At 71.1% G+C, this 14,401-nt stretch carries 12 protein-coding genes; 3 read left to right on the top strand and 9 right to left on the bottom strand.

All coding sequences use genetic code 11. From position 1 onward, the window contains the following. Positions 1 to 245 precede the first annotated feature (245 nt). Genes ACOJUJ_RS24975 through ACOJUJ_RS24955 form a run of 5 tightly spaced genes read right to left on the bottom strand, consistent with a single transcriptional unit; the run spans position 246 to position 3,501 of the window. Complete coding sequence (locus ACOJUJ_RS24975; protein ID WP_420129647.1) at positions 246 to 1,328, bottom strand: PDZ domain-containing protein; 1,083 nt, start codon at positions 1,326 to 1,328, stop codon at positions 246 to 248. Then, complete coding sequence (locus ACOJUJ_RS24970; protein WP_420129646.1) at positions 1,328 to 1,984, bottom strand: ABC transporter permease; 657 nt, start codon at positions 1,982 to 1,984, stop codon at positions 1,328 to 1,330. Before ACOJUJ_RS24970 ends, ACOJUJ_RS24975 begins: the two co-directional genes overlap by 1 nt. Further along, a complete protein-coding gene (locus ACOJUJ_RS24965) occupies positions 1,971 to 2,876 on the bottom strand; it encodes an ABC transporter ATP-binding protein (protein WP_420129645.1) in 906 nt (301 codons plus the stop codon). Before ACOJUJ_RS24965 ends, ACOJUJ_RS24970 begins: the two co-directional genes overlap by 14 nt. Positions 2,877 to 2,881: 5 nt before the next feature. Next, positions 2,882 to 3,058 carry a hypothetical protein gene (locus tag ACOJUJ_RS24960; RefSeq protein WP_420129644.1) on the bottom strand — a complete coding sequence of 59 codons (177 nt, stop codon included), beginning with the start codon at positions 3,056 to 3,058 and terminating at the stop codon, positions 2,882 to 2,884. A 5-nt stretch (positions 3,059 to 3,063) separates the two neighbouring features. Beyond that, a complete protein-coding gene (locus tag ACOJUJ_RS24955) occupies positions 3,064 to 3,501 on the bottom strand; it encodes a GntR family transcriptional regulator (RefSeq protein ID WP_420129643.1) in 438 nt (145 codons plus the stop codon). 566 nt (positions 3,502 to 4,067) lie between these two features. Between ACOJUJ_RS24955 and ACOJUJ_RS24950 the strand changes: the two genes are divergently transcribed. Together ACOJUJ_RS24950 and ACOJUJ_RS24945 are read left to right on the top strand one after the other, a co-directional pair. Continuing rightward, positions 4,068 to 5,348, top strand: a complete 1,281-nt coding sequence (locus ACOJUJ_RS24950) for a TIR domain-containing protein (protein WP_420129642.1) — start codon at positions 4,068 to 4,070, stop codon at positions 5,346 to 5,348. After that, on the top strand, positions 5,345 to 7,339 hold the full coding sequence (locus ACOJUJ_RS24945; RefSeq protein ID WP_420129641.1) for a KGGVGR-motif variant AAA ATPase: 1,995 nt from the start codon (positions 5,345 to 5,347) through the stop codon (positions 7,337 to 7,339). Before ACOJUJ_RS24950 ends, ACOJUJ_RS24945 begins: the two co-directional genes overlap by 4 nt. A 72-nt stretch (positions 7,340 to 7,411) precedes the next feature. Here the strand turns inward: ACOJUJ_RS24945 and ACOJUJ_RS24940 are convergent, their stop codons facing one another. The 4 genes from ACOJUJ_RS24940 to uvrA form a co-directional block, all read right to left on the bottom strand. Further along, positions 7,412 to 7,948: a YkgB family protein gene (locus tag ACOJUJ_RS24940; protein WP_420129640.1), complete on the bottom strand. Its 537-nt coding sequence runs from the start codon at positions 7,946 to 7,948 to the stop codon at positions 7,412 to 7,414. A 199-nt stretch (positions 7,949 to 8,147) separates the two neighbouring features. Further along, a complete protein-coding gene (locus ACOJUJ_RS24935; RefSeq protein ID WP_420129639.1) occupies positions 8,148 to 8,414 on the bottom strand; it encodes an anti-sigma factor family protein in 267 nt (88 codons plus the stop codon). After that, entirely contained in the window at positions 8,411 to 9,037 is a 627-nt protein-coding gene (locus ACOJUJ_RS24930; protein ID WP_420129638.1) for a sigma-70 family RNA polymerase sigma factor, read from the bottom strand. Before ACOJUJ_RS24930 ends, ACOJUJ_RS24935 begins: the two co-directional genes overlap by 4 nt. Positions 9,038 to 9,515: 478 nt before the next feature. Next, positions 9,516 to 12,377, bottom strand: a complete 2,862-nt coding sequence (uvrA, locus tag ACOJUJ_RS24925) for an excinuclease ABC subunit UvrA (protein WP_420129637.1) — start codon at positions 12,375 to 12,377, stop codon at positions 9,516 to 9,518. Between the two features lie 829 nt (positions 12,378 to 13,206). Here uvrA and ACOJUJ_RS24920 point away from each other — a divergent pair. Further along, positions 13,207 to 14,370 (top strand): type 1 glutamine amidotransferase domain-containing protein, encoded by a 1,164-nt coding sequence (locus ACOJUJ_RS24920; RefSeq protein ID WP_420129636.1) that lies wholly within the window; start codon positions 13,207 to 13,209, stop codon positions 14,368 to 14,370. Positions 14,371 to 14,401 lie beyond the last annotated feature (31 nt).

Here is a 14,401-nt window from a genome sequence, read left to right as displayed (position 1 = left end):
GGCCCCTCCCCGTTCGTTCCTCACGGAGAGGGGAGAAGTCGATCCCGCTACGACAAGGTGCGTCGCACCTCCCTCCCCCGCGCAGTTTGCGGGGGAGGGCCGGGGAGGGGGGCGGCCCACCATCCCGCACCACCCCATCCGAACTACACCATCACACCCTCACACCCTCACACCCTCACACCCTCACACCCTCACACCCTCACACCCGTTCACCCGTTCACCCGTTCACCCGTTCACCCCCACCCTCACCCCGCCTCCTTCCCCCGCGCCACCCAGACCCCCGCCGCCATGATCACCGCCCCCCAGCCCAGCGCGACCAGAAAGGTCTCCAAGCCAGGCCCCGCGTCACGCCTGGGGCCCAGCGAGTAGACCTTATCCCGCCAGTCGGCAAAGAGCTCGTGCTCTTCGACGTCCAGTTCGGCGCGTACGGCCTCGGCGAAGGGGAGCTCGGAGCGCCAGAGGGCGGCGAAGGGGCGGTCGCCCCAGCGCTCGCGCACGTATTCGCGCAGGCTGGCGCTGGGCCCGGCCAGGTCGGTGGTGATGCGGGCCAGCATCTCCGGAGAGGCGTCGGAGGCCACGCCCATCGTCACCAGCGTGCCGACGGCGTAGCGGTGCATCTCGTCCGGCACCTCGCCCCACAGGCCCTTGCCGCCCAGCCGCTCCAGCGCCGCCGCGCCCGGATCGCCAAAGCGCAGGTACGCCAGGGTGCTTGCGTACGGCTCATCCTCACCGGGAAGCGCATCCACCCAGGCGCCCCACCAGGGCAGCATGCTTTCCTGGCGCGCCTTTACCTCGCCTTCGGCGCTCAGCGGCTGCACCACGAACAGGTGCGCGCGCCGGCCCTGCGTGTCGACGCCGCGCAGCTCCCGCCGCGCCGCGGCCTCGGCGCGGCGCGCCAGCCCGCGCGCGAACCGGCGCGATCCGCCGTCCGCGCGGTGGTGCACCACAAAGTGCTCGGTCCGCACCGCCTGCGTGTACCCCGAGCCGGGCGCGTACAGGTCGGCGCGGGGAACGCGCACCGTGCGCGTGCCCTCCGGTGCGTCCAGCACCAGCTCCACGGGGCGCGCCAGCGGGCCGTCCATCAGCCGCTCCACCTGCCGGCCGGAAAGCCCGTCCGTCCGGCGCCCGTCCACGGCCAGAATGCGGTCGCCCAGGCGCAGCCCCGCCATGGCGGCCGGTCCCCCCGAAACCATCAGCCGCACGGCGGGCGCGGGGCGCTCGTTCCCCAGCCGCACGCCGATGGTGCCGGGGCGCACCGCGTCACCCGCCTGCGCGGCGGCGGGCGTCCACGCGGCAAGGACGAGGCAAAGGACGAGAAGGGCGCGCATCAGAAGGTAAACAGGGGTTGTGCGTCCATGAGGGGCCTGAGGGGCGACGCGTCGCCAAAGATCAGCGCCTCCACAACGCTGTTGAGCAGGGGAAAGACCCCGAAGTTCAGCAGGATCGACGACATCATCACGGCGATGAAGGCGATGACCAGCGACGTCCACGGCCGCTCGAAGCGCGCGGAAACCACGAACATCAGCGTGTACAGGAACCAGGAAACCAGCGCCGCCCAGCGAAAAAAGGCACCGGGATAGGCGTATACGCCGGGCGGCAGCTCCGCCGCGCCCGACACCGCGGCCACGCTCACGCCCAGCAGCGCCAGCGGAACGGCGAACCATACCAGCCCCGCCAGGTACCGCAGCGCAAACAGTTGCACCCGCGACAGGGGAAGGGACAGCGCGTAGATCCAGTTGCCGCGCCGCTCGTCGGCCCACGCGCCCGCCCCCCACGCCAGCGCGCCCAGGGCGATGCCACCCATCAGCAGCACGCTGGCGTTCTGCGCCAGGACCAGGCCGGTGACGCTCTCCGGACGCCGCCGCCCGGCGGAGCCCAGCAGCACCAGCGCGATCACCGGGACCAGGGCAAAGACGGCGCTGGTGAGCAGCAGCACGCCGCGGCGGCGCTCCCAGTCCAGGCGCACGAACTCACGCAGCAGCATCGCGCGCCTCCGTGCGGTGGCGCAGCAGCTCCACGTAGCACTCCTCCAGGTCCAGGTCCACCACCTCGCGCACCTGCACGGCGTGCCCGCCCAGCGCGGGTGCCATGTCGGGCTCCCAGCCGCGCACGGACCACAGCTCCTCGCGGCCACGGCGGACGCGGGACAGGAGGGTGAACGGGAGCGCGGCGGCGTTCACCTCACCGGAAGGCACCACGCGCAGGCGCTTGATGTGGCCGCGGAACGCCTCCAGCGGCATCTCGGCCACCATGGCGCCCTCGTCCATCACCCCGATCCAGTCCGCCATCCGCTCCAGCTCGTGGACGATGTGCGAGGAAACCAGGACGGTGGCGTGCGTATCGGCCACGTACTCCATCAGCAGCTCGGTAAAGTCGCGCCGGGCCACGGGGTCCAGCCCGTCCGTCGGCTCGTCCAGGATCAGCAGTCCGGGGCGATGGGCCAGGGCCAGGAGAAGGGCCAGCTTGCCCGCCTGTCCCTTGCTCATGTGCCGGGCGCCGCGGTCGGAGGGGATCCCCATCCGCACCCGCAGCTCCTCGGCGTAGGCGGCGTTCCACGACGGGTAAAAGGCGGCGTGGTGGCGCAGCAGGCGGTCCACCGGCATCCAGTCCGGCATCCCGGGGCGCTCGGGGACGTATCCCACGCGGCGGCGCGCTTCGGCGGGCAGGCGGCGCGCGTCCACGCCCAGGATCTCCACCTCGCCCGCGTCGGGGTGCACCAGGTCCAGCAGCAGGCGCAGCGTGGTCGTCTTGCCCGCTCCGTTGGGCCCCAGCAGGCCGTACACGGCGCCGGCGGGGACGGACAGGGCCACGTCGCGCACGGCAAAGTGCCGGCCCATGCGGCGGCCAAGGCCGCGGGCGCGCAGGGCGAGGGCCATGCGGATCAGCGCAGCGACAGGTGCGCGGCGCGGCTGGCCGGGCGCGCGGCCGGCGCGTCGGTGCGGTGCTGGCGCAGGCGGCGCACCAGCGCGATGCCCAGGGCAACGAGCACCACGTCGTAAACGACGGCGGTGGCCACCAGGGCGGGCGTAAGCGTAAGGGAGATGGTGAGGTCCGGCATAGGTCTCAGGGCTCCTGACCCCGGTTGGGGAGTGCCGCGGCGGGCGCCGCGGCAAGGGTCTCGCCGCCGGCGGCGCGCGCCAGGCTGCGGTCCAGCGTTTCTCGCACTTCCGCGGGCGAAAGGCCCAGGCGAAAGGCGTCTTCCAGCATCCGTTCTACCAGCGCGCGGGCCAGCTGGTCGCGCTCGGCCTCGCGGCGTCCGGTCTCCATGGCGGCCACAAAGGTGCCCTGGCCGCGCTGCACGTAGGTGATCCCCTCGCGCTCCAGCTCGCGGTACGCCTGCGCCACGGTGTTGGGGTTCACCCGCAGCTCCCCCGCTAGCTGCCGCACCGAGGGAAGCGAATCGCCCTCCATCAGCTCCCCCGCCGCCACCGCCGCGCGCACCTGTCCCACGATCTGCGCGTAGATCGGCACGGGGGACGAGGTTTCGACGCGAAAGAGCATGTCGGGCGGGAGAGTGTACGAGTGTACTAGCTTACCAGTACACTAATACGGGAGATGGTCCCGCGCAACAGTCTTGTTTGTGCGGGACAGCACAGCCGGGGCTCACGCGGAGACGCGGAGGGCGCGGAGACGCGGAGGGCGCGGAGACGCGGAGGGCGCGGAGGGCGCGGAGGGCGCGGAGACGCGGAGACGCGGAGGGCGCGGAGACGCGGAGGAGGACGTTCTCCGCGTTCTCCGAGTCTCGCGTGGCGCCGGTTCTTTTGGGGGGTGGGATCAGGAAAATCAACTTCGGGGGAGATGTGAGCTCGGCTGCGGAAGGGCAGGTGCCTGGGACGCCGTATACGGTCGGGCCGTCGAGTCCGTGGAGGCGGACGTTGCCTCCTCCCGGATGGTGCGGGGTTGAACCGTGGAAAACCTTGGCCGGACGCATTTTGCTTGTAGCCGTCCCGGGAGCGGACTATCTTTTCGGTGTGTGCTCTCTCCGCGCCGCCGGAGAAATCCCCCGGCCACGCCCTCCTAATCAGCGCTCCCGCGCCGCTGGACCCGCAAGAACCCGCAAGACCCCCATGTCCGTTCCATTCTTTTTCTTTTCGTACGCGCGACGTGACCGCGACCGGTACCTCGAGCGGTTCTTCACGGACCTGCGCGAGCAGCTGGAACAGATGACGGCCAACGACGAGATCAGCTTCCGGGACCTGAGCGACATCGAGCCCGGCGACGACTACGACGAAGAGCTGGCCCGCGCGCTGGGGATGAGCCGCACGCTGCTATGCGTGTACAGCCCGTGGTACTTCACGCGTCCCTACTGCGGCAAGGAGTTCCGGGTGTTCCTGGACCGTCAGCCCGGCGTGCGGTACGTGGACGGCGCCGCCAAGGAATCGGAGAAGATCATCCCCGTCCTCTGGCTGCGGAAAAAGGACCTGGAGACGATGGGGCTGCCCCCGGCGGTGGCCCAGTACATCGTCTACTCCGCCGGCCCGGACCACCAGCAGGAGTACGAGGAGCTGGGCCTCAAGGGGATTCTGCGGCGCAAGGGCCCGCGCGCCACCGCGTACGTGGACATCGTACAGATCGTGGCGGACGAGATCGTGACGCGCGCGCGGCAGAACCCGCTTCCCCCGCTGGCGGACCTGAAGAGCATCCAGGCCGTCCCCAGCGCCTTCGAGGCCCCGCCCTCCGCCCCCGCCGTCCCCCCCGCCCCGCCGGCGGCGGACGCGAACGGGGCCGCGGCCGGCGCGTCCGTCCCGCCGGCGACGTCCGCGGCCCCCGGCGGCCCGGCGGTGCTGGTGCCCGTGTACCTCGGCGCCGGCGAGGCGGCCATCGACGCGTGGAACCCGTTCCGCAAGGAGTACCCCGGCAGCCTGCGCACCCTGCTGCGCGAGCTTGCGGCGGTGAACCGCGTCTCGTCGCAGGACCTGTGGCTGGGGCTGGGCGGCGACCCCGCCGACGCGCTGGCCGTGCTGCGCTCCGCCACGGCCCGCAACCAGATCCCGCTGCTGGTCATCGACCCCGCGCACCCGTGGGCGCAGGTGGAGCCGCTGCTTAGCCAGGCCGTAGCCGACACCGGGTGGCGCGGCGGCATCCTGGTGCCCGGCGATGGGGGCGACCCCGGCACCGCCGCGGCGCTTGCCCGCATTCAGGGCGTGCTGCAGCCGGCGGACGCGGACCGGGTGATGTTCAAGACCTTTACCGGCTCGTACTTCGCCTTTGAGCACGTGTTCGCGTCCATGCTTACCGAACTGCAGCGGCGCGTGGTGGCCGGCGGCACGGTGCAGCGCCAGGTGGCCGCGCCCGGCCCGGCGCGAAAGCCGTTCATCACCGGACCGCGCCAGGAGGCCCGCGCATGAACCGTGACGGACGCATCATCACCTTCTACTCGTACAAGGGCGGCACCGGACGGTCGATGGCGCTGGCCAACGTGGCGTGGATCCTGGCCAGCAGCGGCAAGCGCGTGCTCGCCATCGACTGGGACCTGGAGGCACCGGGGCTGCACCGCTACTTCGCCCCGTTCCTGATCGACCCCGAGCTGTTCAGCTCCGAGGGATTGATCGACTACGTGTGGGCGGTCTCCACCTCCGCCATGACACCCGGGAGCGATACCGGCGAGTCTGGCGAAGCGACGCTGGGGGAGCTGGCGGACTTCGAGGAGCACGTGGTGCACGTGGACTGGCCGTTTCCCGGCGAGGGCTCGCTGGACCTGGTGCCCGCGGGCCGGCAGTGCCCCACCTACGCCGAGCGGGTGAACGCCTTCAGCTGGGACAACTTCTACGAGCGGCTGGGCGGCGGCCCCGTGCTCAACGCGCTGCGCGACGAGCTGAAGCGCGAGTACGACTTTGTGCTCATCGACAGCCGCACGGGGGTAAGCGACACCTCCGGCATCTGCACGGTGCAGATGCCGGACGCGCTGGTGGTGCTGTTCACGCTCAACAAACAGGGGATCCGCGGCGCGGCGGCCATCGCCGCGTCCGTGCGGGAGCACCGGGATGACCTTCCCATCTTTCCCGTTCCCACCCGCATCGACATGTCGGAGCACGAAAAGCTCACCGCGGGGCTGCGCCAGGCCCGCGAGGCATTCCGGCCGTTCACCGACCACGCCTCCGGCCCCACGCCGCTGGACGACTACTGGGGGAGCGTGGAGTTTCCCTACGTTCCCTACTTTTCGTTCGAAGAGGTGCTGGCCCCGTTCGCCGACGAGCGCGGCCGCAAGACCACGCTGCTGGCCGCCGCCACCCGCCTGACCAGCTTCATCTCGGGGACGGAGATCCCGGAGCCGCCCCGCATCGACGAAGAGACGCGGCAGGCGGTGGTGCGGGCGTACGCGCACGAAGGCGGCGATACCATCCAGACCAGCAAGGTCCCTGAGCCGCCGGCCCCGCTGCCCTCGCCGGCACCGACCAGGAGCGCGGCGGGGGGCGAACGCCACGAGCGCAGCGGCCGCGGAAAGGTGCTGGCGGCGGTGGCGGCCGTGCTGGTGCTGGCGCTGGTCGCGTGGGCGTCGCTGATGTCGCGCCCGGCGCGCGGCGGCGTGCAGAGCCTTACGGATGAGCAGAAGGTGGCCGTGCTGAACTCGCCGGACCTGCCGGATTCGCTGCGGGTGCGGTACCTGGTGGAGCTGTACCGGGCCAACCAGAGGGACTTTGCGGGGATCGACCTGTCCGGACTGGACCTGAGCAACCAGCGGCTCACCGGAATCCAGCTGCGCAGCGCCAACCTGCGCGACACCCGCTGGGCCAACACGGTGCTGGACAGCGCCGACCTTTCCGGCGCGAACCTGACGGGCGCGCTGCTCCCCAACGCCACGCTCATCGGCGCGCGGCTGGACGGGGCGCAGGTGGCGGGGGCGGACCTGAGCGGCGCGAACCTGTACGGCGCCACCGTCACGTCGGTCTCGCTGGACTCGGCGCGCACCAGCCCGCTGACGGTGTGGATCGACAGCGTGGCCGGGCCGGTGACCGGCGACGAGGACGTGACCACGCAGGCGGTGGCGGCAGCCGTCGCGGGGTCAACGACGGGGGAGCGCGTGGGATACATCTGGATCGGCAACTACGACCGCCAGAGCAGCAACTGGCAGCCGACGCGCATCGCCAGGGGCCAGACGCCCCTGTTCACCGACCCGGGGCTGATCACTCCCGGCCAGCGGTATCAGGTGCGGGGAAACATGACGCTGCGGCAGAGCCTCCCCGCCAACGACAGCACCTACTTTACCGTCGTCGTCCGGCTTGGCATGGGGCCGCGCGGCACCACCGTCGAAGTGCTGGAGCGGCCGCGGGCGTTCTCGCGCCCCACCGGACGGACGCAGTACTGGATGCGCGTCCGCGCCGACTCCGTCACCCCCTGAACCCAATCGGCTCTCCGGCGACACGCGCACCGGAGAGCCGTCGGTCGAGCGATGGGGATGCGCCCTGGACGATCAGCGGCGCGCGGAAGACGCGGCCCGCAGCGATTCGCCGGTGATCCACACCGCCGCGCCCAGCAGGAACAGGTCCTTGATCAGGAACGATCCCGCCGGCCCCGGCATGGGGATCGGCCACCCGGGGATGCTGGCCCACGCCCCCGGCGTGGTGAACAGAAAGCTCAGGGTGGTGATGAAGATGACGATCGCCCCCGCCCCGCCGACGGCGCTCGCCCGCGCCGACCACGGCCGCGCCAGCAGCAGCCCCGCTACCACGATCTCCCCGATCCCGATCAGCGTGGAAACCACCTGAACGCTCAGTACGCCGTACATCCATCCCATCAGCGGGCTGTTGGCGACCAGCGGGCGGATGGCCTCCGCCTCCACCGGGTGGAACTTGAAGAAGCCGAAATACAGGAGGATCGCCACCAGCCCGTAGCGCAGGATGGCGCCGCCGACCGTCTCCAGCCGCGCCCCCGCCGGTGCCGCGTCCCACTGCCGCGCCACCGCCCGCGGCGCCACCCCCGCCTCTCGCGCCATCGTCGCCATCGTCATCCCCCGCGTCCGTGTGATCCCCTCCGCCGGCTCCCTCGTCCGGCCCTCACACTGGAGAATGCGGCCTGCTCGCGGATGGTTCCCAACGATGATCCGGAGCCGGATTTCGCGCCGGATGCGGAAAGACGCGGAGGAGCCAGTCCTCCGCGTCTCCGCGTCTCCGCGTCCTCCGCGCCTCCGCGTGAGTGCCGTATAGCCGTCAGGTTGGATCGGGATCGGCGCCGCGGGCGGAGGCGATCAGGGCGGAGATGCGCGTCATCAGGTCGCCGGGGGCGCGGATGCGGCGCAGCTTGCCACGCACGTCGTCGATCACCGCCTGCTCAAAGTGAACCTCCGAAGCGCACATGGCGCACGTCTCCAGGTGCTCGCGCACACAGTCCATCTGGTCCGCCGGAAGCTCGCGGTCCAGGTAGTCGTCCAGGCGCAGGAACGCCTCTTCGCAGGTGTAGCGGTCGATGTGGCTCATTCGTCCTCCTCTACCGCAACCGTGGTGGCCGCCAAGCCCGCGTCCAGCGCCGCCTGCCACAGCCGCTTCTGCAGCAGCTTGCGGCCCCGGTGCAGGCGCGAGCGCACCGTGCCCACCGGAACGCCCACCACGCCGGCGATCTCCTGGTACGACAGGTCTTCCATGAAGTACAGCGTGCACACCACGCGAAACTCCTCCGGGAGCGAATGGAGCGCCCGCGCCACGTCCTCGCCCTCGATGCGGTCCATCACCTCGCGCGCGGGGTCGCGCCCGGCGCCGTGCATGCCGTTGTGGTACGTCTGCACGTACAGGTGCAGCAGCGGCGCCTCTTCCTCCATCCCCTCCAGGCTCTGCTCCGGCCGCTTGCGCCGCCTGGACATGTAGAAGCAGTTCACCAGGATGCGCAGGAACCACGCACGAAAGTTCGTCCCCGGGCGAAACGTGTGAAAGCCGCGAAACGCCAGCAGCGCCGACTCCTGCACCAGGTCCTGCGCGTCGTCGCGGTTGCCGGCCAGGCGCAGCGCCATTCCGTAGGCGCGGTCCACGATCGGCGCCAGCAGCGACTCGAAGTCGGCCGGCGCCGCGGCGGGTGCGGCGGGGGTTGGGATCGTGGATGCGTCCATCGCGCGTCCCGGAGCGGGGTGCGCCGGACCCTGGTGCCCGGCGGAGAGAAGAATGCGGTTCGCGGGGAAATGGTTCCCGCGGATGTGAATGCGGGATGGGGGAGAAGATCAGCTTCGGAAGATTCAGCGCGAGGGGCACGCCCCCTCCGGGCTCGTAAACCTCGCCCACCTCCCCCAAAAAACCCTGGGGGAGGTTGGGGTTGCCGACGGTTGGGGATCGGCGACAGGAATCGAACTGGCGTCCGACGGGGTGCCCCTCCCCCGGCCCCTCCCCGTTCGTTCCTCACGGAGCGGGGAGAACACAATCGCGCTTCGGAAGGTGCGTCGCACCTCCCTCCCCCGCGCAGTTTGCGGGGGAGGGCCGGGGAGGGGGGCGGCCCACCATCTCGCACCACCCCGTCCGAACCGCCCACCATCACACCATCACACCATCACACCATCACACCATCACACCATCACACCATCACACCCTCACACCCTACGCCGCTCGCGACTCCCCCGCGAGGATCGGCGCCAGCCACTGGCCCGTCAGGCTGCCCTCCACGCGCGCGACGTCCTCCGGCCGGCCCATCGCGACAACCTGGCCGCCGTCCGGACCCGCGCCGGGGCCCATGTCCACGATCCAGTCCGCCGTCTTGATCACGTCCAGGTTGTGCTCGATCAGCACGACGGTGTGGCCCGCGTCGGCCAGGTCGCCCAGCACGCGCAGCAGCTTCTTGATGTCGTCCATGTGCAGGCCGGTGGTCGGCTCGTCCAGGATGTACAGCTTTTTGCCGCCGCGGCGCGCACCCATCGCCAGCTCGCGCGCCACCTTGATGCGCTGCGCCTCGCCGCCCGAAAGGGTGGGCGCGGGCTGGCCCAGGCGCAGGTAGCCCAGGCCCACCTGCTGCAGGTGCCACAGCACCTCGCCCAGCCGGTCCTCGTGCAGAAAAAAGCGGATGGCCTCGTCCACCGTCATGTCCAGCACGTCGCGGATGCTGCGGCCGCGGTAGCGCGCCTCCAGCACCTCAGGCCGGAACCGCGCCCCGCCGCAGACCTCGCAGGGGACGAAGACGTCGGCCATGAACACCATCTCCACCTGCACCTGGCCTTCGCCCTTGCACGCCTCGCAGCGTCCGCCCGTCACGTTGAAGGAGAAGTGCCCGGGCCCGAATCCCAGCCGCTTGCTGTCCGGCAGGCTGGCGAAGATGCGGCGCACCTCGTCGTACGCCTTGATGTACGTTACCGGGTTGGACCGCGGCGTGCGCCCGATCGGCGACTGGTCCACCAGCACCACCTCGCGCAGCTGGCTGACGCCGTGCAGCCGCTCAAAGCCCCCCACCGTCTCGCCCAGGTGGCGCTTGGCCGTGGTCTCGCCGCCGGAAAGCTCGCGCTCTACCGCGCGGTAGAGAACGTCGTGCACCAGCGTGCTCTTTCCCGAGCCGCTGACGCCCGTCACCACCGTCAGCGCGCCCAGCGGAAAGATCACCGCGTCGCCGCGCAGGTTGTGCTCGCGCGCACCCTCCAGCCGCAGCCTGGCCCCCTCCACCGGCCGGCGGCGGGCGGGGATCTCGATCCGCTCGCGGCCGGACAGGTACTTGCCCGTCAGCGTGTCGCTGGCCAGCATCTCCGCCAGCGTACCCTGGAACATCAGCTCGCCGCCCAGCTCGCCGCTCCCGGGCCCCAGCTCCACCAGGTGGTCCGCCAGGCGCATGGCCTCGGGATCGTGCTCCACCACGATCACCGTGTTGCCGTGCTCGCGCAGGCGCACCAGCAGGCGCAGCAGGCGGTCGTTGTCCGCGGGGTGCAGGCCGATGGTGGGCTCGTCCAGCACGTACAGCGTATCCACCAGCCGCGAGCCCAGCGCGTTGGACAGCGTAATGCGCTGCGCCTCGCCGCCGGAAAGCGTGCGCGTCTGCCGGTCCAGCGTCAGGTAGCCCAGGCCCACGTCCACCAGAAAGCCGACGCGCGAATCCAGCTCCTTGAGGATGCTGTCCGCGATCCCGCGCTCCTGCTCGCTCAGCGGCGGATCGGGGCACTCCGCGCCCGTCGCCCCGTCGCGCATGGCCCGCAGCCACGGCATCAGCCGCCCCAGCGGGAGCGCGGAAACCTCGGCGATGTTCCGCCCGCCCACGCGCACCCGCAACGCCTCGGCGCGCAGCTTGGCGCCCCCGCAGACGGGGCAGTCCTGCGCGCTCTGGTACTGGCGGATGAAGACACGGATGTACTGCTTGTACCGCTTTTCGTCCAGGTCCTCGAAGAACTGGTGCACGCCCTGGAACCCGCGCGTGCCATGAAGGACGATCTGGCGGAAGCGTTCCGGCAGGTCGCTCCAGGGCGCGTCGAGCGAAACGCCTTCCTTGGCCGCCAGCTGGGCGAGCTTGACGCGGCGAGTGTCGTAGCGCGGCTTGCTCCACGGGTCCACCGCGCCCTCGGCCAGCGACCGGGAGTGGTTGGGGACGATGAGCGAGTCGTCCAGCCGCAGCACCGCGCCAAAGCCGGTGCACTCCGGGCAGCTGCCGTACGGGTTGTTGAAGCTGAACAGCTGCGGCGACGGCGTGGCGAACTCGATCTCGGGGTGGTCCGGGCAGCGGAAGCGCTCCGTGAACCGCATCCGCGGCAGCTCCACGGGGATGACGATCGCCTCGCCCTCGCCTTCGGTGAACGCCGTCTGCAGCGAATCCGCCAGGCGCGCCGTGTCTTCCGGGTCCGCGCGCAGGCGGTCGACGATGACGAGCAATTCCTTCTGCTTCGTCAGGTCCACGCCCTCCGGCAGCTCGTCCAGGTGCATCTCGCGCCCGTCCGCCAGCAGGCGCAGAAAGCCCAGCGCGCGCAGGTTTTCAACCACGAGCGCGTGCGTGACCTTGTGCGAGAGCGGCAGGGGAAAGCACACCATCACCCGCGCCCGGTCCGGCAGGGCCAAGACGGCGTCGGTGGCCGTCTGGACTGTGTCGGGCTTTACCTCGCGGCCGCAGGGCTGGCCCGGGTGCGGCCCGGGGCAGTAGGTGCGGCCTACGCGCGCCCACAGCAGGCGCAGGTAGTCGTGCACCTCCGTGGCCGTGCCGACGGTGCTGCGGCTGGTCTTGGTAGGGTTGCGCTGTTCGATGGCGACGGCGGGGGAGATGCCTTCGACGCGGTCCACGTCGGGCTTCTCCATGCGGTCGAGGAACTGCTTGGCGTACGTGGAGAGCGATTCCACGTACCGGCGCTGCCCCTCGGCATAGACCGTGTCGAACGCCAGCGACGACTTCCCCGAGCCCGACGGACCGGTGATGACCACTACCGCGCGGCGCGGCAGGTCCAGGTCCAGGTTCTTGAGGTTGTGCTGCCGGGCACCCCGGATGACGATTCGATCCTTCATATCCCCGAAAACATACCGAACTCGCCACCCGTGCGCAAAGTGCACGATCTTCAGCCCCGCCCCTGCTCGCAGGAACCTCGCCGCGGCGGTGGACGGGTGTGAGGGTGTGAGGGTGTGAGGGTGAGCGCTGCGACAGGCGTCGAACTGCGCCGACTGCGCCCCCTCCGGGCTCGCAACACTCGCCCACCTCCCCCAAAAAACCCTGGGGGAGGTTGGGTTGCCGACGGGTGTCAGATGCTTAGAACGGCTCCGCACCGCGCCCTTGGGGCCTCTCAGACGCACCTCGCATCCAATTTCACGCACCCCTCCCCCGAAGTTGGGGGAGGGGTCGCCAGCCGTCGCGAGGAACGAGCGAAAGGCCTGGCGGGGGAGAGGGCCCGTCGGAAACGCGCGGCGTCGAAAGGCTGGAGTACAGGACGAGTCTGAGTCTAACGGCGTCGCGCTGCGCGCGGACCCCTCACCCCCGGCCCCTCTCCCGCAAACTGCGCGGGAGAGGGGTGACGCGAAATTTGGGCTACAGAGTGGCGGGCAGGCAACGCACGCGGCGGCGGGCGGCACCAAGCTGGCCGTACCGCAATGCAGCCGGCCGAAACGACAACCCCTCCCCCGATGTTGGGGGAGGGGTCGCCAGCCGTCGCGAGGAACGAGCGAAAGGCCTGGCGGGGGAGAGGGCCTCTGCGGGTCACTCCACATCACACCCTCACACCCTCACACCCTCACACCCGTTCACCCCTACACCTCCCCCCGGCAAGCCTCTTGCACCACCCCCCGACCCTGCGCCGGCTCCGAAGCCCGGCGCGCGGTGGCCGAGAACCAGGGAGAGGATGCCATGCATCACGTTGATCTGACAGGGCTGCGGGTGGCGGTGCTCGCGGCGGACGGGGCCGAGCAGGTAGAGATCACCTCGCCCGTGGAGGCGCTGGAGGACCATGGCGCTGAAGTAGAACTCGTGTCGGTGCGGCCCGGCCGGCTGCGCACGGTCAACCACATGTATCCCGGCAAAAAGGTGCGCGTGAACCGCACCCTCAAGACCGCCGATGCGGAGGACTACGACGCGCTTCTTCTTCCCGGCGGGCTCATCAGCCCCGACACGCTGCGGCAGAACGAGCAGGCGCTGGACTTTGTGCGTGCCTTTGACCGCGCGGGCAAGCCCATCGCGGTGATCTGCCACGGTCCGTGGCTGCTGATCTCGGCCGGGCTGGTGGTGCGCCGCAACCTTACCAGCTGGCCGGGCATTCGCGACGACGTGCGCAACGCGGGCGGCGTGTACCACGACGAGCCCCTCATCCGCGACCGCAACTGGGTCAGCAGCCGCGGCCCGCACGACCTCAAGCACTTCAACCGCGGCATGCTGCAGCTGTTCGCCGAGACCGTGCCCCGTGCGCCCGAAGCGCCGGAGTACACCGAAACCCGGCCGCGCCGCAAGCGCGAGGGCGGCCTGCCGCTGGGCCGCATGCTGGCGGGCGGCACCGTGGCCGCGGGGCTGGTCTACCTGGTCGCCCAGCAGCTGCGGAACGAGCACGAGCCGGAGATGGAGTACGTGGAGGTGGTGGACCTGGAGCCCGACCACGTCGACCTCCGCGCGGACGTGGAGTACGACGAGGACGCCACCCTTACCGGCGGCTACGCGGGCGGCATGCCCTACCGCGAGGGCGGCCCCGAGTACTCCACCACCGGCTACCTGGGCAGCGACGGCGGCGGGTTCGCCGAACCCGGCTACCGCACGGGCACCGGCGCGGCGGGCACCGCGGGCGCGGCCGGCGGTGGGCTCGCCGGCGACTATCGCGGCGGCACGGGCGCGGCGGGTGTCGGGTACGCCGAACCCGGCCTCGGCACGGGCGCGGCGGGCACCACGGGCGGCGGAGTGGGCGGCGGTGGGACCGCTGGCGACTACCGCGGCAGCAGCGTCCCCGGCACGGGCGCGGGGACCGGGCCGGGCATGGGGACGGGCAACAACGGATTCGGCAACGTCGGCGGCTCCGGCCCCATCTGAGCCGGGACGTAGACGGAGGAGCGGGGGCGGC

It is taken from the genome of Longimicrobium sp. (genome assembly GCF_048594345.1).
Taxonomy (GTDB): Bacteria; Gemmatimonadota; Gemmatimonadetes; order Longimicrobiales; family Longimicrobiaceae; genus Longimicrobium.
Note: the sequence above shows the minus strand (reverse complement) of the source record. Positions and strands in the feature narration are given on the sequence as shown.